The 18,953-nt window shown below is 43.1% G+C and carries 21 protein-coding genes, 1 tRNA gene and 1 riboswitch; of the genes, 3 read left to right on the forward strand and 19 right to left on the reverse strand.

The genetic code is table 11. From position 1 onward, the window contains the following. Positions 1 to 116: 116 nt before the first annotated feature. The 13 genes from DXD11_RS03375 to DXD11_RS03435 form a co-directional block, all read right to left on the reverse strand. Positions 117 to 650 (reverse strand): Holliday junction resolvase RecU, encoded by a 534-nt coding sequence (locus tag DXD11_RS03375; RefSeq protein ID WP_118757765.1) that lies wholly within the window; start codon positions 648 to 650, stop codon positions 117 to 119. Then, on the reverse strand, positions 651 to 1,655 hold the full coding sequence (locus tag DXD11_RS03380; protein WP_118757766.1) for an RluA family pseudouridine synthase: 1,005 nt from the start codon (positions 1,653 to 1,655) through the stop codon (positions 651 to 653). It lies immediately after the preceding gene. Positions 1,656 to 1,661: 6 nt separating this feature from the next. Next, a complete protein-coding gene (locus DXD11_RS03385; RefSeq protein WP_117548984.1) occupies positions 1,662 to 2,231 on the reverse strand; it encodes a hypothetical protein in 570 nt (189 codons plus the stop codon). Between the two features lie 60 nt (positions 2,232 to 2,291). Further along, complete coding sequence (locus DXD11_RS03390) at positions 2,292 to 3,059, reverse strand: SDR family NAD(P)-dependent oxidoreductase (RefSeq protein WP_243003551.1); 768 nt, start codon at positions 3,057 to 3,059, stop codon at positions 2,292 to 2,294. Continuing rightward, positions 3,056 to 4,441, reverse strand: coding sequence for an RsmF rRNA methyltransferase first C-terminal domain-containing protein (locus DXD11_RS03395; protein ID WP_117548986.1), 1,386 nt, complete (start codon positions 4,439 to 4,441; stop codon positions 3,056 to 3,058). Before DXD11_RS03395 ends, DXD11_RS03390 begins: the two co-directional genes overlap by 4 nt. A gap of 11 nt (positions 4,442 to 4,452) precedes the next feature. Continuing rightward, positions 4,453 to 5,256: a GTP pyrophosphokinase gene (locus tag DXD11_RS03400; RefSeq protein WP_022216499.1), complete on the reverse strand. Its 804-nt coding sequence runs from the start codon at positions 5,254 to 5,256 to the stop codon at positions 4,453 to 4,455. A 27-nt stretch (positions 5,257 to 5,283) separates the two neighbouring features. Then, positions 5,284 to 6,102 carry a tetratricopeptide repeat protein gene (locus DXD11_RS03405; RefSeq protein ID WP_118757767.1) on the reverse strand — a complete coding sequence of 273 codons (819 nt, stop codon included), beginning with the start codon at positions 6,100 to 6,102 and terminating at the stop codon, positions 5,284 to 5,286. A 186-nt stretch (positions 6,103 to 6,288) separates the two neighbouring features. Beyond that, positions 6,289 to 7,467, reverse strand: coding sequence for a phosphoribosylaminoimidazolecarboxamide formyltransferase (locus DXD11_RS03410; RefSeq protein WP_015534899.1), 1,179 nt, complete (start codon positions 7,465 to 7,467; stop codon positions 6,289 to 6,291). Between the two features lie 26 nt (positions 7,468 to 7,493). Further along, positions 7,494 to 8,207 (reverse strand): IMP cyclohydrolase, encoded by a 714-nt coding sequence (locus DXD11_RS03415; RefSeq protein ID WP_022216500.1) that lies wholly within the window; start codon positions 8,205 to 8,207, stop codon positions 7,494 to 7,496. 109 nt (positions 8,208 to 8,316) lie between these two features. Beyond that, a riboswitch (ZMP/ZTP riboswitch) is annotated at positions 8,317 to 8,413 on the reverse strand. Positions 8,414 to 8,525: 112 nt separating this feature from the next. After that, entirely contained in the window at positions 8,526 to 8,681 is a 156-nt protein-coding gene (locus DXD11_RS03420; RefSeq protein ID WP_004851061.1) for a FeoB-associated Cys-rich membrane protein, read from the reverse strand. 41 nt (positions 8,682 to 8,722) lie between these two features. Beyond that, on the reverse strand, positions 8,723 to 11,212 hold the full coding sequence (gene feoB, locus DXD11_RS03425; protein WP_118757768.1) for a ferrous iron transporter B: 2,490 nt from the start codon (positions 11,210 to 11,212) through the stop codon (positions 8,723 to 8,725). 131 nt (positions 11,213 to 11,343) lie between these two features. Continuing rightward, positions 11,344 to 11,565, reverse strand: a complete 222-nt coding sequence (locus DXD11_RS03430; protein ID WP_022216503.1) for a FeoA family protein — start codon at positions 11,563 to 11,565, stop codon at positions 11,344 to 11,346. Between the two features lie 53 nt (positions 11,566 to 11,618). After that, positions 11,619 to 11,828, reverse strand: a complete 210-nt coding sequence (locus DXD11_RS03435; RefSeq protein ID WP_004851067.1) for a FeoA family protein — start codon at positions 11,826 to 11,828, stop codon at positions 11,619 to 11,621. Positions 11,829 to 12,095: 267 nt separating this feature from the next. On the opposite strand from DXD11_RS03435, the gene DXD11_RS03440 reads away from it, so the two are divergent. Then, on the forward strand, positions 12,096 to 12,470 hold the full coding sequence (locus DXD11_RS03440; RefSeq protein ID WP_173794552.1) for a metal-dependent transcriptional regulator: 375 nt from the start codon (positions 12,096 to 12,098) through the stop codon (positions 12,468 to 12,470). Positions 12,471 to 12,583: 113 nt separating this feature from the next. On the opposite strand, the gene DXD11_RS03445 is transcribed toward DXD11_RS03440, so the two are convergent. From DXD11_RS03445 to DXD11_RS03455, 3 genes are all read right to left on the reverse strand, one after another. Next, positions 12,584 to 13,468, reverse strand: a complete 885-nt coding sequence (locus DXD11_RS03445) for a phosphatidylserine decarboxylase (protein ID WP_117548988.1) — start codon at positions 13,466 to 13,468, stop codon at positions 12,584 to 12,586. An 87-nt stretch (positions 13,469 to 13,555) separates the two neighbouring features. Next, positions 13,556 to 14,248 (reverse strand): CDP-alcohol phosphatidyltransferase family protein, encoded by a 693-nt coding sequence (locus tag DXD11_RS03450; protein ID WP_118757769.1) that lies wholly within the window; start codon positions 14,246 to 14,248, stop codon positions 13,556 to 13,558. 102 nt (positions 14,249 to 14,350) lie between these two features. Beyond that, a complete protein-coding gene (locus DXD11_RS03455; RefSeq protein ID WP_158579420.1) occupies positions 14,351 to 16,045 on the reverse strand; it encodes a S8 family peptidase in 1,695 nt (564 codons plus the stop codon). Positions 16,046 to 16,337: 292 nt separating this feature from the next. On the opposite strand from DXD11_RS03455, the gene DXD11_RS03460 reads away from it, so the two are divergent. Both DXD11_RS03460 and sigE read left to right on the forward strand, forming a co-directional pair. Further along, complete coding sequence (locus tag DXD11_RS03460; protein ID WP_022216507.1) at positions 16,338 to 16,793, forward strand: sigma-E processing peptidase SpoIIGA; 456 nt, start codon at positions 16,338 to 16,340, stop codon at positions 16,791 to 16,793. After that, entirely contained in the window at positions 16,771 to 17,508 is a 738-nt protein-coding gene (sigE, locus tag DXD11_RS03465) for an RNA polymerase sporulation sigma factor SigE (protein ID WP_015534897.1), read from the forward strand. Before DXD11_RS03460 ends, sigE begins: the two co-directional genes overlap by 23 nt. A 110-nt stretch (positions 17,509 to 17,618) precedes the next feature. Here sigE and DXD11_RS03470 read toward each other — a convergent pair whose 3' ends face one another. From DXD11_RS03470 to DXD11_RS03480, 3 genes are all read right to left on the reverse strand, one after another. Next, on the reverse strand, positions 17,619 to 17,840 hold the full coding sequence (locus tag DXD11_RS03470; RefSeq protein WP_118757771.1) for a hypothetical protein: 222 nt from the start codon (positions 17,838 to 17,840) through the stop codon (positions 17,619 to 17,621). A gap of 96 nt (positions 17,841 to 17,936) precedes the next feature. Continuing rightward, a tRNA-Leu gene (locus tag DXD11_RS03475) sits at positions 17,937 to 18,020 on the reverse strand. 45 nt (positions 18,021 to 18,065) lie between these two features. Continuing rightward, on the reverse strand, positions 18,066 to 18,920 hold the full coding sequence (locus DXD11_RS03480; RefSeq protein ID WP_118757772.1) for a class B sortase: 855 nt from the start codon (positions 18,918 to 18,920) through the stop codon (positions 18,066 to 18,068). Positions 18,921 to 18,953 lie beyond the last annotated feature (33 nt).

Below are 18,953 nucleotides of genomic sequence, written 5' to 3' on the forward strand. Positions count from 1 at the left end.
TCAATTAAACTTTGCCATGCTTCACGTTCTTTATTATACTTCATCACATTAAAGCGATAATTTGCTACTTTGGTAGCATATCAACGTGCACATTATATTAAAGCGCATTGTATTTGTCAACCTCTATCATCAAGATCCCTGCTTAGAGGTTCAAGATAATGTACCAATGCACCACCCTTGGCTCTTATAAAGAAATTGGGATCAAGTTCATTGTACTTGAAGTTGTTGGCATGCCCATTCTGGACTCTCTCAAGATATCCCTTAAGCTCCTCGAATCTCATATAATACAGTTCATTTCGTCCCGAGAACATTATGATAAGGAAGCTTACACCGTTCTGTCTCTCGAAATCCTCCATGAACCTTATCTGATGCTCATGAATGTTGCGCATTGTAAATGTGTCAGTGGCACATTCCTTCGCATCGAAACATACCGGAACTCCCTGGACAACACCTATATAGTCGACGGTTGAATCCTTCTCGAAATACGCCAGAGTGATCTGGCTGCTGTCCTTGTCAATCTTTATCGGCGTGATAGGTGTCGGGATCTTCTGGACCAGCGCAAGGTTCTTCTGTCTGTAATATTCATTTGTGTGGTTTATCATATCCTCCAGTGTGGAGCCACGAAGTCCTCGCGAATTCCATGTAGCCATCTATTCAAACAAATCCTTTTCTATTCTTTTATACATATCAGGCTTGAATGCTGAGAAGCTCTTGCCCGTCAGATAGTCCAGTCCACCGACAACATCGGTAAACTCCACCTCGCCGCAGTGCAGAATCTGGTTTCTAAGCTTGTATGTCTGTCTAAAATATATGTTTGTCTCCCTGTCACCATACTTCTGGTCACCGATCACCGGATACCCCATGTGCTGGAGCTGTGCCCTTATCTGGTGGGTCTTACCCGTTATGAGCTTTACCTTAAGCTCTGTATATTTTCCATTTGTTCTGACCGGCTGGAATATAGTATGGATCTTATCATAGCCCAAGTCCCCGGCAGCCCTGCGTATCTCCTCCACGCTGTCACGTATTGTCACAGTGTTCTTCTTATCATCCTTCACGAGATATGCCGTAATATCCTGCGTCTCCGTCATATTACCCTTGACTATGGTGTAGTAATATTTGTCTATGCGTCTCTCCCTTATGATCCTCGAAAGCTCCTGGCTTCCCATAAGTGACACTCCACACAGAACAAGGCCGGAGGTATTCCTGTCCAGCCTGTTGCATACAGAAGGCTTGAAGGTTCTGAGCTGAGTCTCAGTTATATACTCATTGTCAAGCAGATAATCGATGACACTCTCATTGATCGAGTAATCGTCCTTCGATGCCTTCTGTGACAATACACCCGCCGGTTTATTGACTATAAGTATGTTGTGGTCGTGATATATGATCTCCGGTTTAAACCTGTTTCCACCTGTGGAAGCACCGGCTCTCACGCTGTCATCCCTGAATGAATCTATGGTCTCATCCGACAGGTAGAGCTGTATCACATCCCCCACATACACGATCTCATTTCCAACCGCCTTGCCATTATTAAGTTTTATGTTTTTCTTTCTTATCATCCTGTAGACGAAGCTTGAAGGAGCCTTGTTAAGGTACTTCATGACCAGCTTGTTAAGCCTCTGGCCGGCTTCGTTCTTTGAAATAACTATCTCTCTCATTTTTTTCTATATTCCCAGCTCATATAATCTGTTTCTGATCTTCTCATCGGCACCGACAAATTCATCTGAAGGTGCTTTGATCTTCTCGGCCTTTGCCACAAAACCATCAATGTCTGTGGCTATGATCACAACATATTTTTTCTGGTCTGCCAGAGCCTCTGTAATGATCTTCTTGAGCGCTGCCTCATCAGGTATCTTTTTGCCATATCCACCATTGTAGTAAAACAACATTCTGCCATCTCTTATGACCGCAGCAGGGAAATACAATATTCCCTCGTACCTGCTTATCGACACATCATATACAAGTGACGGATCCCCAAAGTATGATAACTTCTCAATTTTAGCGTACTCATTCTTCGTGAGTTCCTTGAACCCCGCACACATTATGTATGCCACAAGCTGTTTTGCGAGCGGCAGGGCGACGAGTATCGGTATGACTATAAATACAGTCTTTCTTGTGTCAAACATAGCCACAGTAAAGAATACTCCGGCTATAACAAACAATCCAAGTACAATGATACTTATAAGAACATTTCTCTTATGCCTGTTCATGTATCCGTGTTGTCCTTTTTCCATATCATCCTCCATTTATCTCTAGTCTGGCTGTAGAGCTATGTCCGCCTGCAGCCCATATATCTACTTCATAAATCTGATCAGCAAATTGTGAGGCAGGTATTTGCTCACAAGTCTGAACGCCTTCATGAGCGGTGAATAAACTGATATATCACTCATGTAATATGCGTCAAATAATGCTCTTTTTACGACCTTGACAGGATTTGCTCTGAGCACCATCTTGTAAGGCTTTGACTTGGTATACTTCTGGGCAACGTCAAAGAACTCTGTCTTGACAGGTCCCGGACATACAGCCGTAACTGTGATTCCCCTGCCTGCAAGCTCTCTGTTAAGTGCCCTTGAAAAGCTTAAAACCATCGACTTTGATGCCGCATATATTGCAAATGATGGCTGAGGCAGGAACGCCGCTGACGAAGCAAGATTGATTATATTTGATGGGCCTGCCATATATGGCAATGAAATATGAGTTATGGCTGCCAGCGCCTTGCAGTTGAGGTCAAGCATTCCCGTGACATCGTCCACTGTCATATTCTCAAAATGTCCCGCTATTCCATATCCGGCCGCATTGACCAGGACTCTTATTGACGGATCCTGTCTCTCGAGAAGATTTCTGTAGAATTTGATATCTGCTTCCTTTGTGAGGTCAAGCGCAAGTATCCTGACAAGCTTTCCGCTGACCGCATTTATCTCAGCCTTTACCTCTGCAAGCCTGTCCTTTCTTCTGGCGATAAGCCATATCTCGTCGACAGTTCTGTATTTCTGTGCTATCTGAATTGCAAATTCTCTTCCAATCCCTGAAGATGCTCCTGTGATTATAGCTACCTTTCTCATGACATCATCCTCCATCCCGATAAATATTTGTTTTTTAATACTCCTCTGTTGTTCTTGGCCCACCCGAGCGGATATCCATCCACGCAGACAAGCACATACCCATTCTCTATATCCTGATCATCTTCCAGCTCGACGGTCTCTCCCTTTAAATACTTTATGACCCTTATGTCATCCGCCGAAAAACTCACAACATTGTCAAACTGATCTGACTTGAGATACATCGCAAGTGACTGACTCGGTTCAAATCTGTTCTTCTTGACCTCACCGAGGAACAGTCCATGCCTCAAAAGCCTGAGTCCCTTAACATCAGGCATTCCCTCTGATATATAATAAAGTCTTCCCTTATTTTCCTCTATCCTGTCTGTCTTTATACCCGCAGACTCAGATACATGCTTTATAAATGCGATGAAATCCTCATCCGGCCTGTACGACTTAAACGAGTATGTTAAGTTTCCTCTATATGAGTCATCCTGATCCTTTTCAAACAGAGCTATGAAATGACCTTCGCCCTTCACGTGATGAGGCCACAGTCTTGAACACTTCACAAGCTCAGGATTGCCGGTCTCTCCCCAGGCCGGATTGCCGTCATCAAATTTCTCATATTTAGGAAAATCCACAAGATGCATACTGTCATCTATCGACAGCAGATACTCCACCGACCTCTCATCCTCCTCGGGGGAAAATGTACATGTGGAATAAAGCAGCTTTCCGCCCGGTTTCAGCATCTTGCACGCTTCATTTAATATTCCTCTCTGCAGTCCGGCAAAAAGTTCAGTTCCGTTGTTCTCCCATGCAGTCATCATCGATGAAGATTTTCTGAACATGCCCTCTCCGGAACACGGTGCATCTATAAGTATCTTATCGAATGTACCCTCAAATGCCTTTGACAGATTATTTGGAGGTTCACTTACCACACACATGTTTCCTATTCCGAAAAGTTCCAGGTTCTTCAGAAGCGCCTTGGCCCTCGAGTTGCTTATATCATTGGATATAAGTATTCCCGTGCCATTAAGCTTCGCCGCAAGCTCGGTGGATTTGCCTCCCGGTGCCGCGCATATATCTAGTACCACATCTCCATCCTCTATATCCAGAACGCTGGCAGGTGTCATGGCACTTGGCTCCTGTATATAATAGAGCCCCGCATAATAGTATGGATGCTTGGACGGCGTATACTTCCTGTGATCATAGTAAAAACCATTCTTAGTCCACGGCACAGGCTCCAGCTCGAAAGGACTTATCTTCAGAAAGTCCTCCACGGATATCTTGGATGTATTCACCCTGATTCCATGATACATATCACTGTCAAAACACTTTATATAATCCTCGTATTCATCGCCAAGCTGTATTCTGATCCTCTCGTCAAACGCCTTTGGTAAAGCCATAACAAACTCCTTTATCTTACGCTCTGGGCCTTGTAACCCTCAGCTATTATGTCAAGCTGCTTTGCAAAATTCTCAAGCAGCTCCATATCATCCTTCTTATATATAGAATAAAACTCATCCTGAATCTTCTGGATCTCTCTTGGATTTCCCACCTTGTACAGATTCTGGATATTCACAATGATCTCCGAAACTATATTCGCCTTGATATTGAACGAATTCTGTGCATCCATAATCTCTCCGCGGACATAAGACATCTCCCTGTCAAGTGCAACGGTGGCATCCGCAGCGTTCTTGAGCTTCGCCCTTATATCCTCTGGAATTCCCTTCCTGTACTTGTACTGCAATGAATGTTCTATGGTTGCCCAGAAGTTCATCGCCATTGTCCTTATCTGGATCTCCGCCTGTATGGTGGTGCATCCATTTACCGTATATACATCGTAATCAAGTATGATGTGATAGCTCTGATAGCCGCTGGCCTTGGCATTTGCTATATAATCCTTCTCCTCGCGTATCCTCATGTCCTGTCTGCCACGTATGATCTCAACCACCTTGCTGATATCCTCGGTGAACTGGCACATGATCCTGATTCCGGCTATGTCATCCATCTCCTCAACGATCCGGTCCATAGGAATATTCTTCTTCTGAAGCTTATCGATAATACTGGAGACCGTTTTCACCCTTCCGGTCACACTCTCTATAGGTGAGTATTTTCCCATACTCTTGTACTGCATTATTATGTGGTTGAACTTCACGAGAAGCTCATCAACCGCCTGCTCGTAAGGAGACAGTATCTCCTTCCAAAGCTGAATCTCCATATAAAATAACTCCTCCCAATACAAATACTACTGTGACACTCTTGTGCTCAGGAATGTATACTCCTTCTGTCCTTTCTCATAATCCGGATACTCAGACACAAGCTGTCCCGCTATCTCATAAGCCTTATCGTAATCCTCGTTCTTCTCATAATATGTTATCTCAAGCATCAGGAGCTCTTTTCTGTATATCTTGTCTCCACTGTCAAGTCCATTTGTAATATATGCGATCGCAGACTCCATATCACCGTTATTCAGATAATATGAACCGTACATGGCATATACATACGAGTTGAATCCAAATGTCTGGACATATTTTTCATAGCTCTCAAACATCTTATCGGATTCATCAGTAACTGCGTAGCATGTTCCTATGTACATATAAAGCTCCGGATATGTCTCCGCCTGCTTCAGAAGCACATCGAGAGCCCCGCCATAATTTCCCTGTGAGAAATCACTGAGTGCAGTTGCCAGCTCCTTCAAATCTTTTACATTAGAACCGGTAAATGAATCCTGTATCAATTCGTTGTATGTATTTGCAGCCTCTGTGTACTGCGCGCTCTTGAGATACGCATCAGCCAGATACAGCTTTATATTCTGATCCTTTTTCTTTGAGAACAATTGATTCTCTGTCAGGGCATTGTCAAATGAATCTATTGCCTCCTGATACGAACCTGACTTGTAATATTTTACGCCCTGATCGTAAAGTTCATCCTTCTGTGACACTATTGCCGATATGGCGTAAGAGATCAGCAATACAGCCACACATGCAAGTATCACCAATGCAAAAATAAGTTTATAGTTGATCTTTCTTCTCTCTTTAAATATGCTGCGTTTACGTCTAGACATATGTTATCTCCTTTGAATCACAGTATTTTTATTACACGGCATAGCTACCGCAGTTTATACATCATTTTATATTAGCACAATCCAACAATAATATAAAGTAAAAAAGCGGCTTTGCTGATTTTCATCAGCAAAACCGCCCTCAATTCTTCTATAAATACAATATCTGACGCCGACAGGCCTGGCAGATTAGTGATGGAATAATCTGATTCCTGTAAATACCATGACCATATCGTACTTGTCAGCACACTCGATAACAAGATCGTCACGAACTGATCCGCCAGGCTGTGCAATGTACTTGACACCGCTCTTGTGAGCTCTCTCTATATTGTCTGAGAATGGGAAGAATGCATCTGATCCAAGGACAACATCTGTGTTCTGCGCAAGCCATGCCTTCTTCTGCTCTGCTGTGAACACCTCAGGCTTAACCTTGAATCTCTTCTGCCACTCGCCTTCCTTAAGAACGTCCTCATACTCATCACCCATGTATACGTCGATGGCATTGTCTCTGTCGGCTCTTCCAAGTCCGTCAACAAACTGAAGTCCCATAACCTGTGGTGACTGACGAAGGAACCAGTTGTCTGCCTTCTGTCCTGCAAGTCTTGTACAGTGGATTCTTGACTGCTGTCCGGCTCCGATACCTATAGCCTGTCCGCCCTTTACATAGCATACTGAGTTGGACTGTGTATACTTGAGTGTGATGAGCGCGATCTTCATATCGATCTCAGCCTGCTCTGGAAGATCCTTGTTCTTTGTAACAAAGTTTGACAGAAGATCCTTGTCGATCTTGAGCTCGTTTCTTCCCTGCTCAAATGTAACACCGTATACCTGCTTTCTCTCGATCTCAGCAGGAACATAGTTCTCATCTATCTGGATGATGTTGTAATTTCCCTTCTTCTTTGCAAGAAGAAGTTCCATAGCCTCATCTGTGTATCCAGGAGCGATAACACCATCTGATACCTCTCTCTTGATAAGGCGTGCTGTGTCTGCGTCACATACATCTGAAAGTGCGATGAAATCGCCGAATGATGACATTCTGTCAGCACCTCTTGCTCTTGCATATGCGCATGCAAGTGGTGAGAGCTCTCCGAGATCATCTACCCAGTAGATCTTTGCAAGTGTATCTGTAAGTGGAAGTCCAACTGCAGCGCCTGCTGGTGAAACATGCTTGAATGATGTTGCTGCTGGAAGTCCTGTTGCCGCCTTGAGTTCCTTTACGAGCTGCCATCCGTTAAATGCATCAAGGAAGTTGATGTATCCAGGCTTGCCGTTTAAAACCTTGACAGGAAGATCACTGCCATCCTCCATATATATTCTTGATGGCTTCTGATTTGGATTACAACCGTACTTTAACTGAATCTCGTTCATGATCAAATATCTCCTTTATTCTTTAATTACTTATTCTTGTTCACGATCTTTGTCTCGTACTCACCTGTTGCGATGTCAATATATCTGACGAACAGTGACACCTTGTTGTCCTCATTGAGGCTGTTCCATACCTTGTCTGTGAACTCATCGATATCACCGGATATCTTAACCCACTTTGGCTCACCCTCAAAGCTTGGGAGCGGATTACCATCATGCATATATGTGTGAATGAAATGTCCCTCACCGGCTACAGGGTTCTCGTATGAGAATGTGTATCTGTTATTTGCAGCAGGGTTGCCGTTGTTGCTCTTAAGTATGGACATTGAATAGTCGAACACACCATTCTTTATGTGCATAACACCTGAGATTCTAGGTGTGTAGTTAGGGCCGTCAGGCTCAAACTGTCTGCTTCTGAGTGACTGCTCAAATGTGAGCTCATCGTCAAGTCCGTCATATATAGTGTCTGTCTGATCGCCATTTGTAACTATAGTCTTGTTGCCAAGAACTCTTACTGGCGCATAGATGATAAGGCTTGGATCCTCAAGCTTTGATGGATCAAACGCCTCTGTTCTGATTCCTTCGCCCTCTGTCACAAATACTCTGTTACGGCTGTTTGAGCTTCTTCCCATGATGAAGTAAGCAGTCACTGCCTTCTTGCCATCCTCGGACACACCGATCACGATTCCGCGTCCCGGATATGCATTCTCGCTAAGTTCCTTCTCAAGTGATAACATTTCCATTTTCTGTTGTACCTCCATGTGTTTTCTCGTACCTGTGAGCTGATGTTATGCAAAGCATCCTAAAAAAGAAAGCCGGCCACCTGCGCACACAAATACATGTCCTGATATATTTGCTTGCCCAGGCGGTCGGCTTGTCTTAACAGTACACTCCCTGTAGGTAATTCCTACCAGCCCATCGGCTGTCTCCGCCAGTCGTGTACCAACATGTTTTTATAATATAGTAAATCTTTTGTTATTTCAAGTGTTATCTCACATAAAAAGGTGCGTTGTCATAACTTACAGCGCACCCCATATATATTACTACAACTATTATTTTATTTAGAGCTTGTGACTGCATCCGCCATGGCAGCTCGAACAGTCGCCACCACATATGTGTTTGCCCTTTTTTCTATCCTTTACCATACCTCTGACAATGAAGAACACCATCAGAACGATTATGGCTGCCACAATGATTGTACCAAGATACTCTGACATAAGTCACCACTCCTTTTATATATTTTCCTCTATATCTTATATTAAGCGTTGAGGAACTCCTTGCTTGTCTTTACCTTCTTGTTTGGATCCGGACGGAACAGCATGAAGAAGAACAGAACAACAAGTGCAATTGCTACTACTGACCATACACCGAATGTACAAGCTCCTGTGAAGAGACCTGCGATTCTGTATACAACAAGTGCTACAAGGTAAGCAAATCCACACTGATATCCGATTGCGAACCAGAACCACTTAGCACTGTTCATCTCTCTCTTGATAGCACCCATAGCTGCGAAACATGGTGCGCAGAGAAGGTTGAATACAAGGAATGAGAATCCGCTTGCTGTTGTGAATGCGCCTGCAAGTGCCTGGTAAACTGTACCGTCTCCACCACCGTAGAGGATACCCATTGTACCAACGATGTTCTCCTTGGCAACAAGACCTGTGATAGATGCTACAGTTGCCTGCCAGTTGCCCCAGCCCTGTGGAACGAAGATCCATGCTATCGCATTACCGATCTTTGCAAGGATACTGTAATCGATCTGGCTCTCATCAAGCATCTGGAATGAACCATCAACAAATCCAAAGTATGTTGTGAACCATACAGCGATTGTTGAAAGTGTGATTATTGTACCAGCCTTCTTGATGAATGACCAACCACGCTCCCACATGCTTCTGAGTACAGAACCTACTGTTGGGATATGATAAGGTGGAAGCTCCATAACGAATGGTGATGGATCTCCGGCGAACATCTTTGTCTTTTTAAGTATTATACCAGAACATATAATTGCTGCAATACCGATGAAGTAAGCACTTGTTGCAACTATTGATGAACCACCGAATATAGCACCGGCGATCATGGCGATAAATGGAACCTTAGCACCACATGGTATAAATGTTGTTGTCATGACTGTCATACGACGGTCTTTCTCATTCTCAATTGTACGTGAAGCCATGATACCCGGAACACCACAACCTGTACCTACAAGGATAGGTATGAATGACTTTCCTGAGAGACCGAACTTTCTGAAGATACGGTCCATGATGAATGCGATACGTGCCATATATCCACAGTACTCAAGGATTGCAAGTAATATGAACAGTACGAGCATCTGAGGTACGAAACCAAGTACCGCACCAACACCGGCTACAATACCATCGATGATAAGTCCATGTAACCAGTCTGCACATCCGATCTTGTCAAGTCCTGCAGAGATGAGGTCTGGAATTGAAGGAACAAATACACCATAATCAGCAGGATCGATCTCTGCCATCTGTGTCTCGTTGAAGTAATCAACTGCATCAAGATATGACATTGCATTTGTTGTCTCTTCATTAGCATTTGCAGGAACCTCTGAGTAGTAAACATCGATATCGTATGTATCGAGTGTCTCCTCATCTTCCATCTCATACTTAACGCTTGCCTCTGTGTTTGTATTTGCCTCGATGGCTGCCTTTGTGGCATCTACATCAACTGCATCCTCGTCATCTGTTACGAGTACGCCATATGCATCGAGTGCTGTTGTTGCTGCATCATAGTCACCTGATGCATCTTCATAAGCTGAGCTTCCAATTCCGAAGAGATGGAAACCATCGCCGAACAGGTTATCATTTGTCCAGTCTGTGCACCATGCACCTACTGTTGACATTGCTATATAATACACGAGCCACATGATGAGCACGAATATAGGAAGTGCAAGGATACGGTTTGTTACAACACGGTCGATCTTATCTGATACTGTAAGCTTCTGCCCCTTAGCAGCCTTCTTTACACACTTGTCAATGATCGATGAAATATATGAATATCTCTCACTTGTGATGATACTCTCTGTGTCATCATCGAAGTCATCCTCAAGCTTCTTGATCTCTGCTGAGCAGTCTGGAGCATTCTTCATCTGCTCTATGATCTTGCTATCCTTCTCGATGAGCTTGATCGCGAAGAATCTCTTTCTGTTCTCCTCCATGTCAAGCTTAGTGCTTACGCTCTCGATTGCAGCCTCAACAGCCTCATCAAAGCTGTGGACTCTTGCATTTGCTGACTTTGACTTTGCTGCAGCGATAGCTTTCTCTTTAACCTCATCGATACCTGTACCCTTGAGAGCTGAGATCTCAACAACCTCACATCCAAGAGCTTCCTTCAGGTTCTTGATGTTGATGGAATCACCGTTCTTCTTTACAAGATCCATCATGTTGACAGCCATGACAACAGGGATTCCGAGCTCAATAAGCTGTGTTGAGAGATAAAGGTTTCTCTCTATGTTAGTACCATCGATAATGTTGATGATGGCATCAGGATATTCCTGAATAAGATAATTTCTGGCAACAACTTCCTCAAGAGTGTATGGAGAAAGTGAATAGATACCAGGAAGGTCAGTTATGATAACATCCTTGTTACCCTTAAGCTTACCCTCTTTCTTCTCAACTGTAACACCTGGCCAGTTACCTACGTACTGGTTAGCGCCAGTTAAAGCATTGAATAATGTTGTTTTACCGCAGTTAGGATTTCCTGCAAGTGCAATCTTTACTGACATTGTTTACCCTCTTTCCTATTGTATTGTGCAGACGCATTTAAAGGGGCTTACGCACGGCGTCTGCGTACTTCATATTAGCCTTTTCTATCATATGTTAGCATACACTAACGTATGAACAAAAAAATAAGCTGTTACTCTACCTCTATGATCTCAGCATCAGCTTTACGTATTGATAACTCATAGCCTCTTACAGTAACCTCTACAGGATCACCGAGAGGGGCAACCTTACGAACATAAACCTGTACACCCTTTGTGATGCCCATGTCCATGATACGTCTCTTTACAGGACCCTCGCCTGCAATCTTCTTGACAGTGACAGTACTGCCAACCTTGACATCTTTTAATGTGCTCATGATCTTACTCCTTTTACATACTTTTGTCGTCAGTCAGATACATGTAATCGTACCTATACAAGTATCTTGCTGGCCATATCTTTATCAATGGCAACACGGGAATCTTTGATATTAACTATAAGATTTCCTGCATTCTCTGCCACGACAGTTACAACACTACCTTCAACAAAGCCCAGCTTTTCAAGAAACAATCGTGTTTTCTCTCTCCCGCCAACCTTTTTGATCACATTGGCTTCTCCCGGTTTTGCAAATGTTAATGGCATAATTGCACCTCCTTAACTAGCAACTTAAACCACTGATTTTCATATCGTGGTTAGTATATACTAACATTAATTAGATGTCAATAATATTAATCATTTTGGACTAATTGAACAAAACACGGCTCTTTTATTGACAAAAAGTGCCTATTTGTCGAAATTCGTATTTCAATTATCAAATTGAATAAAAAATTCATTTATGATATATTATTTATAATTGCTACATTGATACAGATACATTTATAATGTTAAATATAAGGGGGATATATAATAATGTTGACCACGAATGAATCAGTAGAGAATTATCTTGAAACCATTCTCGTCCTCAGCCAGAAGCTTCCGGTCGTCCGAAGCGTTGATGTTGCCAACGAGACTGGCTATAAGAAATCAAGTGTAAGCGTTGCTATGAAGAATCTCAGGGAGATGTGTTATATAGAAGTAAGCGATTCAGGATACATAACTCTCACAACAGCCGGTAAAAAAATTGCAGAGATGATATATGAGAGGCACCAGCTTCTGTCTTCATGGTTCACAAGTCTCGGCGTTGCAAAAGAGACCGCAGCCGAGGATGCCTGCAAGATCGAACACGTTATAAGCCAGGAGACTTTTGAGGCCATCAAGAGGCATGTGAATTCTATAAATGAATAATATAGAATATAAGTTCTGACACAGACTGGATAAACAACAAAACAGGAACAGCGTATAGCTCCATAGCAAGCTATACGCTGTTCCTGTTTTATATGGAATATATAATATTGCTCTTAACGTACATATCCAACCAGCTCGCCCTGTCTGACTCTGGTCTCAATATCTTTTCTAGAATTCTCAACTATTCTGTCTAAAGGAGCGACTTTGTCCTTCTGGATGAGAAGAATGATTGTTGAGCCACCAAACTCAAAATAGCCCTTTTCCTCTCCTCTTCTGACATCCGTGGAATCCACATACCTGTTAACTATACGACCAACCAGAAGTGCTCCAACCTCCATATCAATGATGGTTCCCGCATCCTGCGTCCTTATAAGACAATACTCTCTGGTATTTTCTTTGTAAATGTCGTAATATTCACTGGCTATAGGGTTAACTGTGTGATATAAGCCTTCTATACGTCTGACATCAGACTGCTTTCCAGACACGTTATATATGTATCTGTGATAATCATCGACACACAGTCTGAACAGCCACAATTTTCCACCTCTGTAGTGCCTCGCAAGCTTTTTGTCCCTGAGGAGGGATGCCACCGTGTACTCTGAATCCTTTATATTGAAAGTCTGTCGTTCTGTGTCTTCTATATCATATACCGTAAGCCTGCTGTCACATGGACTCACAAAACCTTCATCGGTCATATCTATGGTCCTTGCTCCCGGCACCAGCTTTCTCTTGAAGAAATCATTATATGAGTCAAACTCATTCTTCTGACACACAGATATATCAATATCATTTTTCTTAATGAATGGATTGATCATGATTCTGGATAATCCAGTGTCCATGAATCTTCCCACAAGCTTTGACACCTCTGGTCTGATCAGCCATCCCAGCACCATACGTCCCGCTCTGTTGCCATATAACAGGCGCAGGACTCTGTCCTGTGTCGATACACCCTCATTATGTTTTGATCTTTTGTATATTGCATATTTGTTCTTTATCATATCTTATACATCATCCTTCATCGCTTCTGTATAGCCGGTATAGCCAAATTACTTCTATATCTTTTATTTTCCATAGCTCCTATACACTTATAATAGAATGGATATAAAATAAGGAATAGTTATGATATGACGTCTGACCATGTATCTTATCATAAGCCAAACTACGGCAACTGCCACAATGACAATTATCACCATAAGTTCCTTTGTGGTTGGCTTAGGGAATCTGAAATCTGTTATGAAAAGTATCATTGCAAGTATCATGATTCCATGAAGCAGAATTGGGAAAGAGGACCCAAGCAAAGGTGACGTAACGTATATTATAGGAAGCCCCACCGATATTGCGGTGATCGGCATTCCATGGAAATACTTTCTTCCATCCGGCTGCTCTATGACCTCAGCATCATCATCGTCATTGTTCTTCTTCTCCTCGAGCACGTTATAGTATGCAAGTCTTATCATTCCAGCCAGACAGTACAGTGCAAGAATAACCATTCCAAACGGCGTGTTCATTCCTGAATACCAGCACAATACAACAGGAAAAACTCCAAAACTCACCAGGTCACAGAGAGAATCTATCTGGATACCAAATCTCTTCTCATCCATAGTCCTATCCTTCTTGCTCCTTGCGACTTTTCCGTCAAATGCATCAAACAGACCGGAAAGTGCAAGACACAATATTCCTATGCTAAGGTGTCCGGTAAATGTAAAGAACATGCCTGTGATAGATGACACCAGGCTCATATATGTCAAAATAACTGTATAATTATAAAATCCTACCATGTGTGAAATACCCCGTTTTTTTCTTTTATACTTGCAAAAAACACGTACAAATTAAATTATACACAATTACTTGACATAAAACCACATCTTTTTGCAAATCTTTCATACAATTAATCCTTTGAAGCTGTTTTCCATACACACGGTCCCCCAGCCTGTATATCTGTTCGGGTAACTGCCCAGTGAACCGAGAGGCTTTGCTCCCCTTATAAGCTGAGCCTTAACCCTCTCTCCGTACATATATGGATCGTTCCCCAGGACTATCCCCCATTCCATGATAAGTGCCGCACAGCCAGACACAAATGCCGCCGCCAGCGATGTGCCATCGGCATTTCCGTATCCATACTCACCATAGCTGACAGTCACTCCGACACCCGGAGCTGCAATATCCGGTTTTATGGCATTATCCGACGTAAAACCCCTGCCAGAAAATCCCGTTATGGATGCATTTACCTGATCATAGGCAGCCACCGTTATTATATTTGATGCCGTACCCGGGATCGTGAGGGTTCCATACACCGAAGGATTCTCAAATGCAACCTGCCCCGTCACATAACTGTCACCGGGTAGATACGCATTGAATATCCCATTTGCAATGCTCTTCGGTGCAATCCTCACATGCCATATCCCCTGCTCTATATCCCCGGTCTCAGACTGGAAAAATACATATATGAGCTGCTTGACATTGTAAGGTGAAGGTCCCTGGAATATCCCAAGCAACTCCGTGCTCCCATAATACGCCCCGGATACTATCTGTCCCTCCGTGAGATACGCCACAAGGTCGTAGGACGGCGAATAGACGAGCACATCGAAGCTGTCGATATAGTTTTTCCATATCTGCAGGCCAAAGTTTTTCACACCGGCCGCCACCGCAATGTCAATACTCGCATAGCTTACATTTCCAAGCATACCGCTGGTATGCAGTTGTCTTCCACCGTCATTTCCTGAACCCGTGACAACACACACCTTAGCCATCTGGGCCACAGAATTAACAAACAGCTCAAGTGTCGACGTGCCATCATGGGCTCCAAAGTTATTTCCATATGAAAGATTTATCACTACTGGAGTTCCAGTCTCCATGCTGTATCTCACAAGCAGATCTATCCCCATCATTATACCTATCGTGTCCGGCAGCGCGCGTTCAAGCGACTGTTCAACGACAATGATCCGGGCTTTTCCCGCCACTCCTATATTGCTCCCGGCGGCCACAGATGCAACCTCCGTGCCGTGCTGCTCTCCCATGACACCGGGCAGCCGCCTGTCCTCATACATTTGCCCGATCTCACTTTGATCATATATCCGTCCAAGACCATAGCGGTTTGGGTAAGTCCTTTCATAATCTGTATTCTGGTTCCAATACATGACTATCCTGGAGCCGGCGTCATCTGCAAATTCCCGGTTGAGGATATTCACGCCGCTATCTATAATTCCGATACATACGCCTTCGCCTGTGAGCCCATACTTCGACATGAAATTTTCCGTTATGCAGGATACGTATCTGTCATAGGCGACACCCGCACCATAACTGTAATATTGAGCTTTATCGATATAAAGTACCCTCGGCTCCTCCTGAAGCCTTTTTATATTGTAGGAATACACGTTCACTATGGCATATCCCCCGAGCAGATAAACGCAGCTATTCAGAATATCTCCCTCAAGATCATCTATGTCACCGGAATGTCTGATTATCAGCATCCACGAATCATCGGATGCGTTATATCCAAGATAAAGACTGCTGTACGGCATGTAACCATCCGCATCCATGGCAAGTTTAAGTTCAGGACTTATTTTGTCATCCATACATATACATTTCTCATTTTTTATCATTATATTGCACAAAATATCGCTCTATGTCGTAAATTGTTTGCTTATTTCGCACTTTTTAGGATGTTTTAGCACTTTTCCACATTATCCACAGATTTATACACATTTTTCAAATATATAGTCGTATATTGAAAAACTTAACCACATTTCCATCAACAAATTAAAAATTCAATCGAAATATCGATGCTTCATTTATTGTAATACGACCATTTTCTTACCGGCCCACATATATAATTCCAATTGCACTACATGAAAAGAAGTGAATTATTTGAACTTTCTGACAAATGTATTACTAGGCAGACATTCAAGGATCACCAATGCTATCGGTTACCTGGACACAGGTAACACGCTAAGATGCAATCTCACAGGACGCAACGTCGCCGTGACTACATACGCCGTAGCCATCGAACTGGCTCCACCGGAACTGACTCCACTGCTCGATGACTACATCAAAAAACCGTCTTCCATATATGAATATGATTACCGTGATGACATTCCGGCCGGAATACACATAATTCCCTACAATACGATATGCTCCGGAAATCAGCTTATGCTCGCCATGGACATTGACTACATGTTCATCGACAGCTCATACATGGAACACAGACCACTGATCGGTATCAGCCCAAATACATTTAATATACTTCACACAGACAAATGTATTCTTTTAAGCAAATATTATATGAAAAGAGGCAAAAGACATGTTAAACACAATAAGGGGTAACGACTTCAAATTTACTGTTGCCAGCAATATTTCACTGCGCTCCCTGAAAAGCGGCAAAGATATATATTATATTGGAGGAACCGAGGTACTTCCCGCCCCGCTGGAGCCCCACGAGGAGGCCGTGGTCATAAACGAACTCACAAACAACCAGTCGGATTCCGCAAAGAAAATGCTGATAGAGCGAAATCTGCGACTTGTCGTATACATTGCTAAAAAATTTGACAACACGGGTGTCGGAATTGAGGATCTGATATCCATAGGCACGATCGGTCTCATCAAGGCCATAAACACCTTCAAAAATGACAAAAACATAAAGCTTGCTACCTACGCATCAAGATGTATTGAAAATGAGATACTCATGTTTCTCCGTCGCAACAGCAAGCTCAGAACAGAGGTGTCCATCGATGAACCGCTGAATGTTGACTGGGACGGCAACGAACTGCTTCTGTCCGACATTCTGGGAACGGATGAGGACGTAGTCTACCGTGATCTGGAGACAGAGGTAGACTACAATCTCCTCGACAATGCCATATCAAAGCTATGTGAAAAGGAACGCACCATCATAGAACTGCGGTATGGAATAAACACCATAGGTGGGGTAGAAAAGACTCAGAAGGAGGTGGCTGATCTCCTGGGAATATCCCAGTCCTACATATCCAGGCTGGAAAAAAGAATAATCAAGAAGCTTCGCAGAGAGATAATGAAGCAATACTGATACACACAGACAAATATGACCGGGAAGCTGCATACATCCGTTGTTCTGCAGCCTCCCGGTCATAATCTTTCAGTGACGAAATTATGTCATTATGACATACTGACATACTGTCAGTGATGATATCCCGCCATACGTCTCTTGTAATTATCCACTTTATCCCTCAGTTTGGTGTAGTCCTTTTCCTTGAGCTGCCCCTCCTCATTAAGCTTCGTAACCAGCTCATCAAGTTCCTTCAAGGCTTTATGCGCCAGATCCTTGTAGTTGTTCGCCAGATTCATATCCAACTCATTCACAGCCGAATTCACCTGCTGTTTTACCTTTCTACTCATCATAATATATCACCGCCCATTCATTTCAAGATCTTATTCCCACGTATACCAAAAGAGCCTGAAACCCTTGATTCTACTCAGGTTTCAGGCTCAATATAATGCCGGCTGCGGGACTTGAACCCGCACGATGTTGCCACCAACAGATTTTGAGTCTGCCTCGTCTGCCAATTCCGACAAGCCGGCGCTTGCGACATTTGTTATATTAACACATGCCCCATTTAGTGTCAACTACTTATCATCCCCTGTTATCCTTCGCGCAACCACGACAAATCTGCCATCATCAGTGTGTGAAGCGCATGTTGAAAGTGTGATGAGTTCATCACCGTACTCAGCCGTAACACCGCTGTCATATGATGTGTTTGACTTGACAAAATCAATATATTTATCAAATTCCGCCTTATCCGCAGCGTTAAAGAACTCATAATAATGATAGTGCTCAGTGTCATCGTCAGGATATATCTCCGATCGGAATGCACCGATGACCTCGTATGTTCCGGTCTCATACAACGTGTCAAACTTGATATTCTTATGCTTCTTATAAAAGCTCTCGTCCTCATACTGAAGCAGCTCTCTGAACATTATTCCCGACTTCATGTTATGTCCGTATATGAGAACATTGTCCGTTCTGTCATCAAACGGTCTGCAGTTCGTATCTATGAACGGTGTGCCCGGATCACTCCAGTTCTTATCGAAGTCCAGATGCAGATAATAATCGTTGTCATCGGGAGTGTACATGACCGGATAATCTATGGTCGTGCCATCGATCGTGAGCCATCCTGCAATATCACTGTTCTTCTCGTATAACTTCTCGAATTTCTTGAGTATCTTCTTCTCGCCATTGTCCTTACTTTTATCCGAGACCTCCACCGTAACCTTTTCGGTATCATCCCCATCGGTATCGAGCATTCCTTTAAGATCATTGAAGTTATTCTGCGCATTCTTCGCAATATAATAATACCTTCCAAGATACGCACCGCTCCCAACTGCTATAAGTAAAAAAACGACCAGCAGTATGTCCAGAACTATATCCTTTGCTGTTCTCTTTTTCTTTTGTTTTGATCTGCCTGCATTCTTTTTATTCATGTCTTACCCTCAAAAGAAAACTAAAAAGGCTTC

Source organism: Coprococcus sp. TF11-13, from assembly GCF_003481085.1.
GTDB classification, from domain to species: domain Bacteria; phylum Bacillota; class Clostridia; order Lachnospirales; family Lachnospiraceae; genus Coprococcus; species Coprococcus aceti.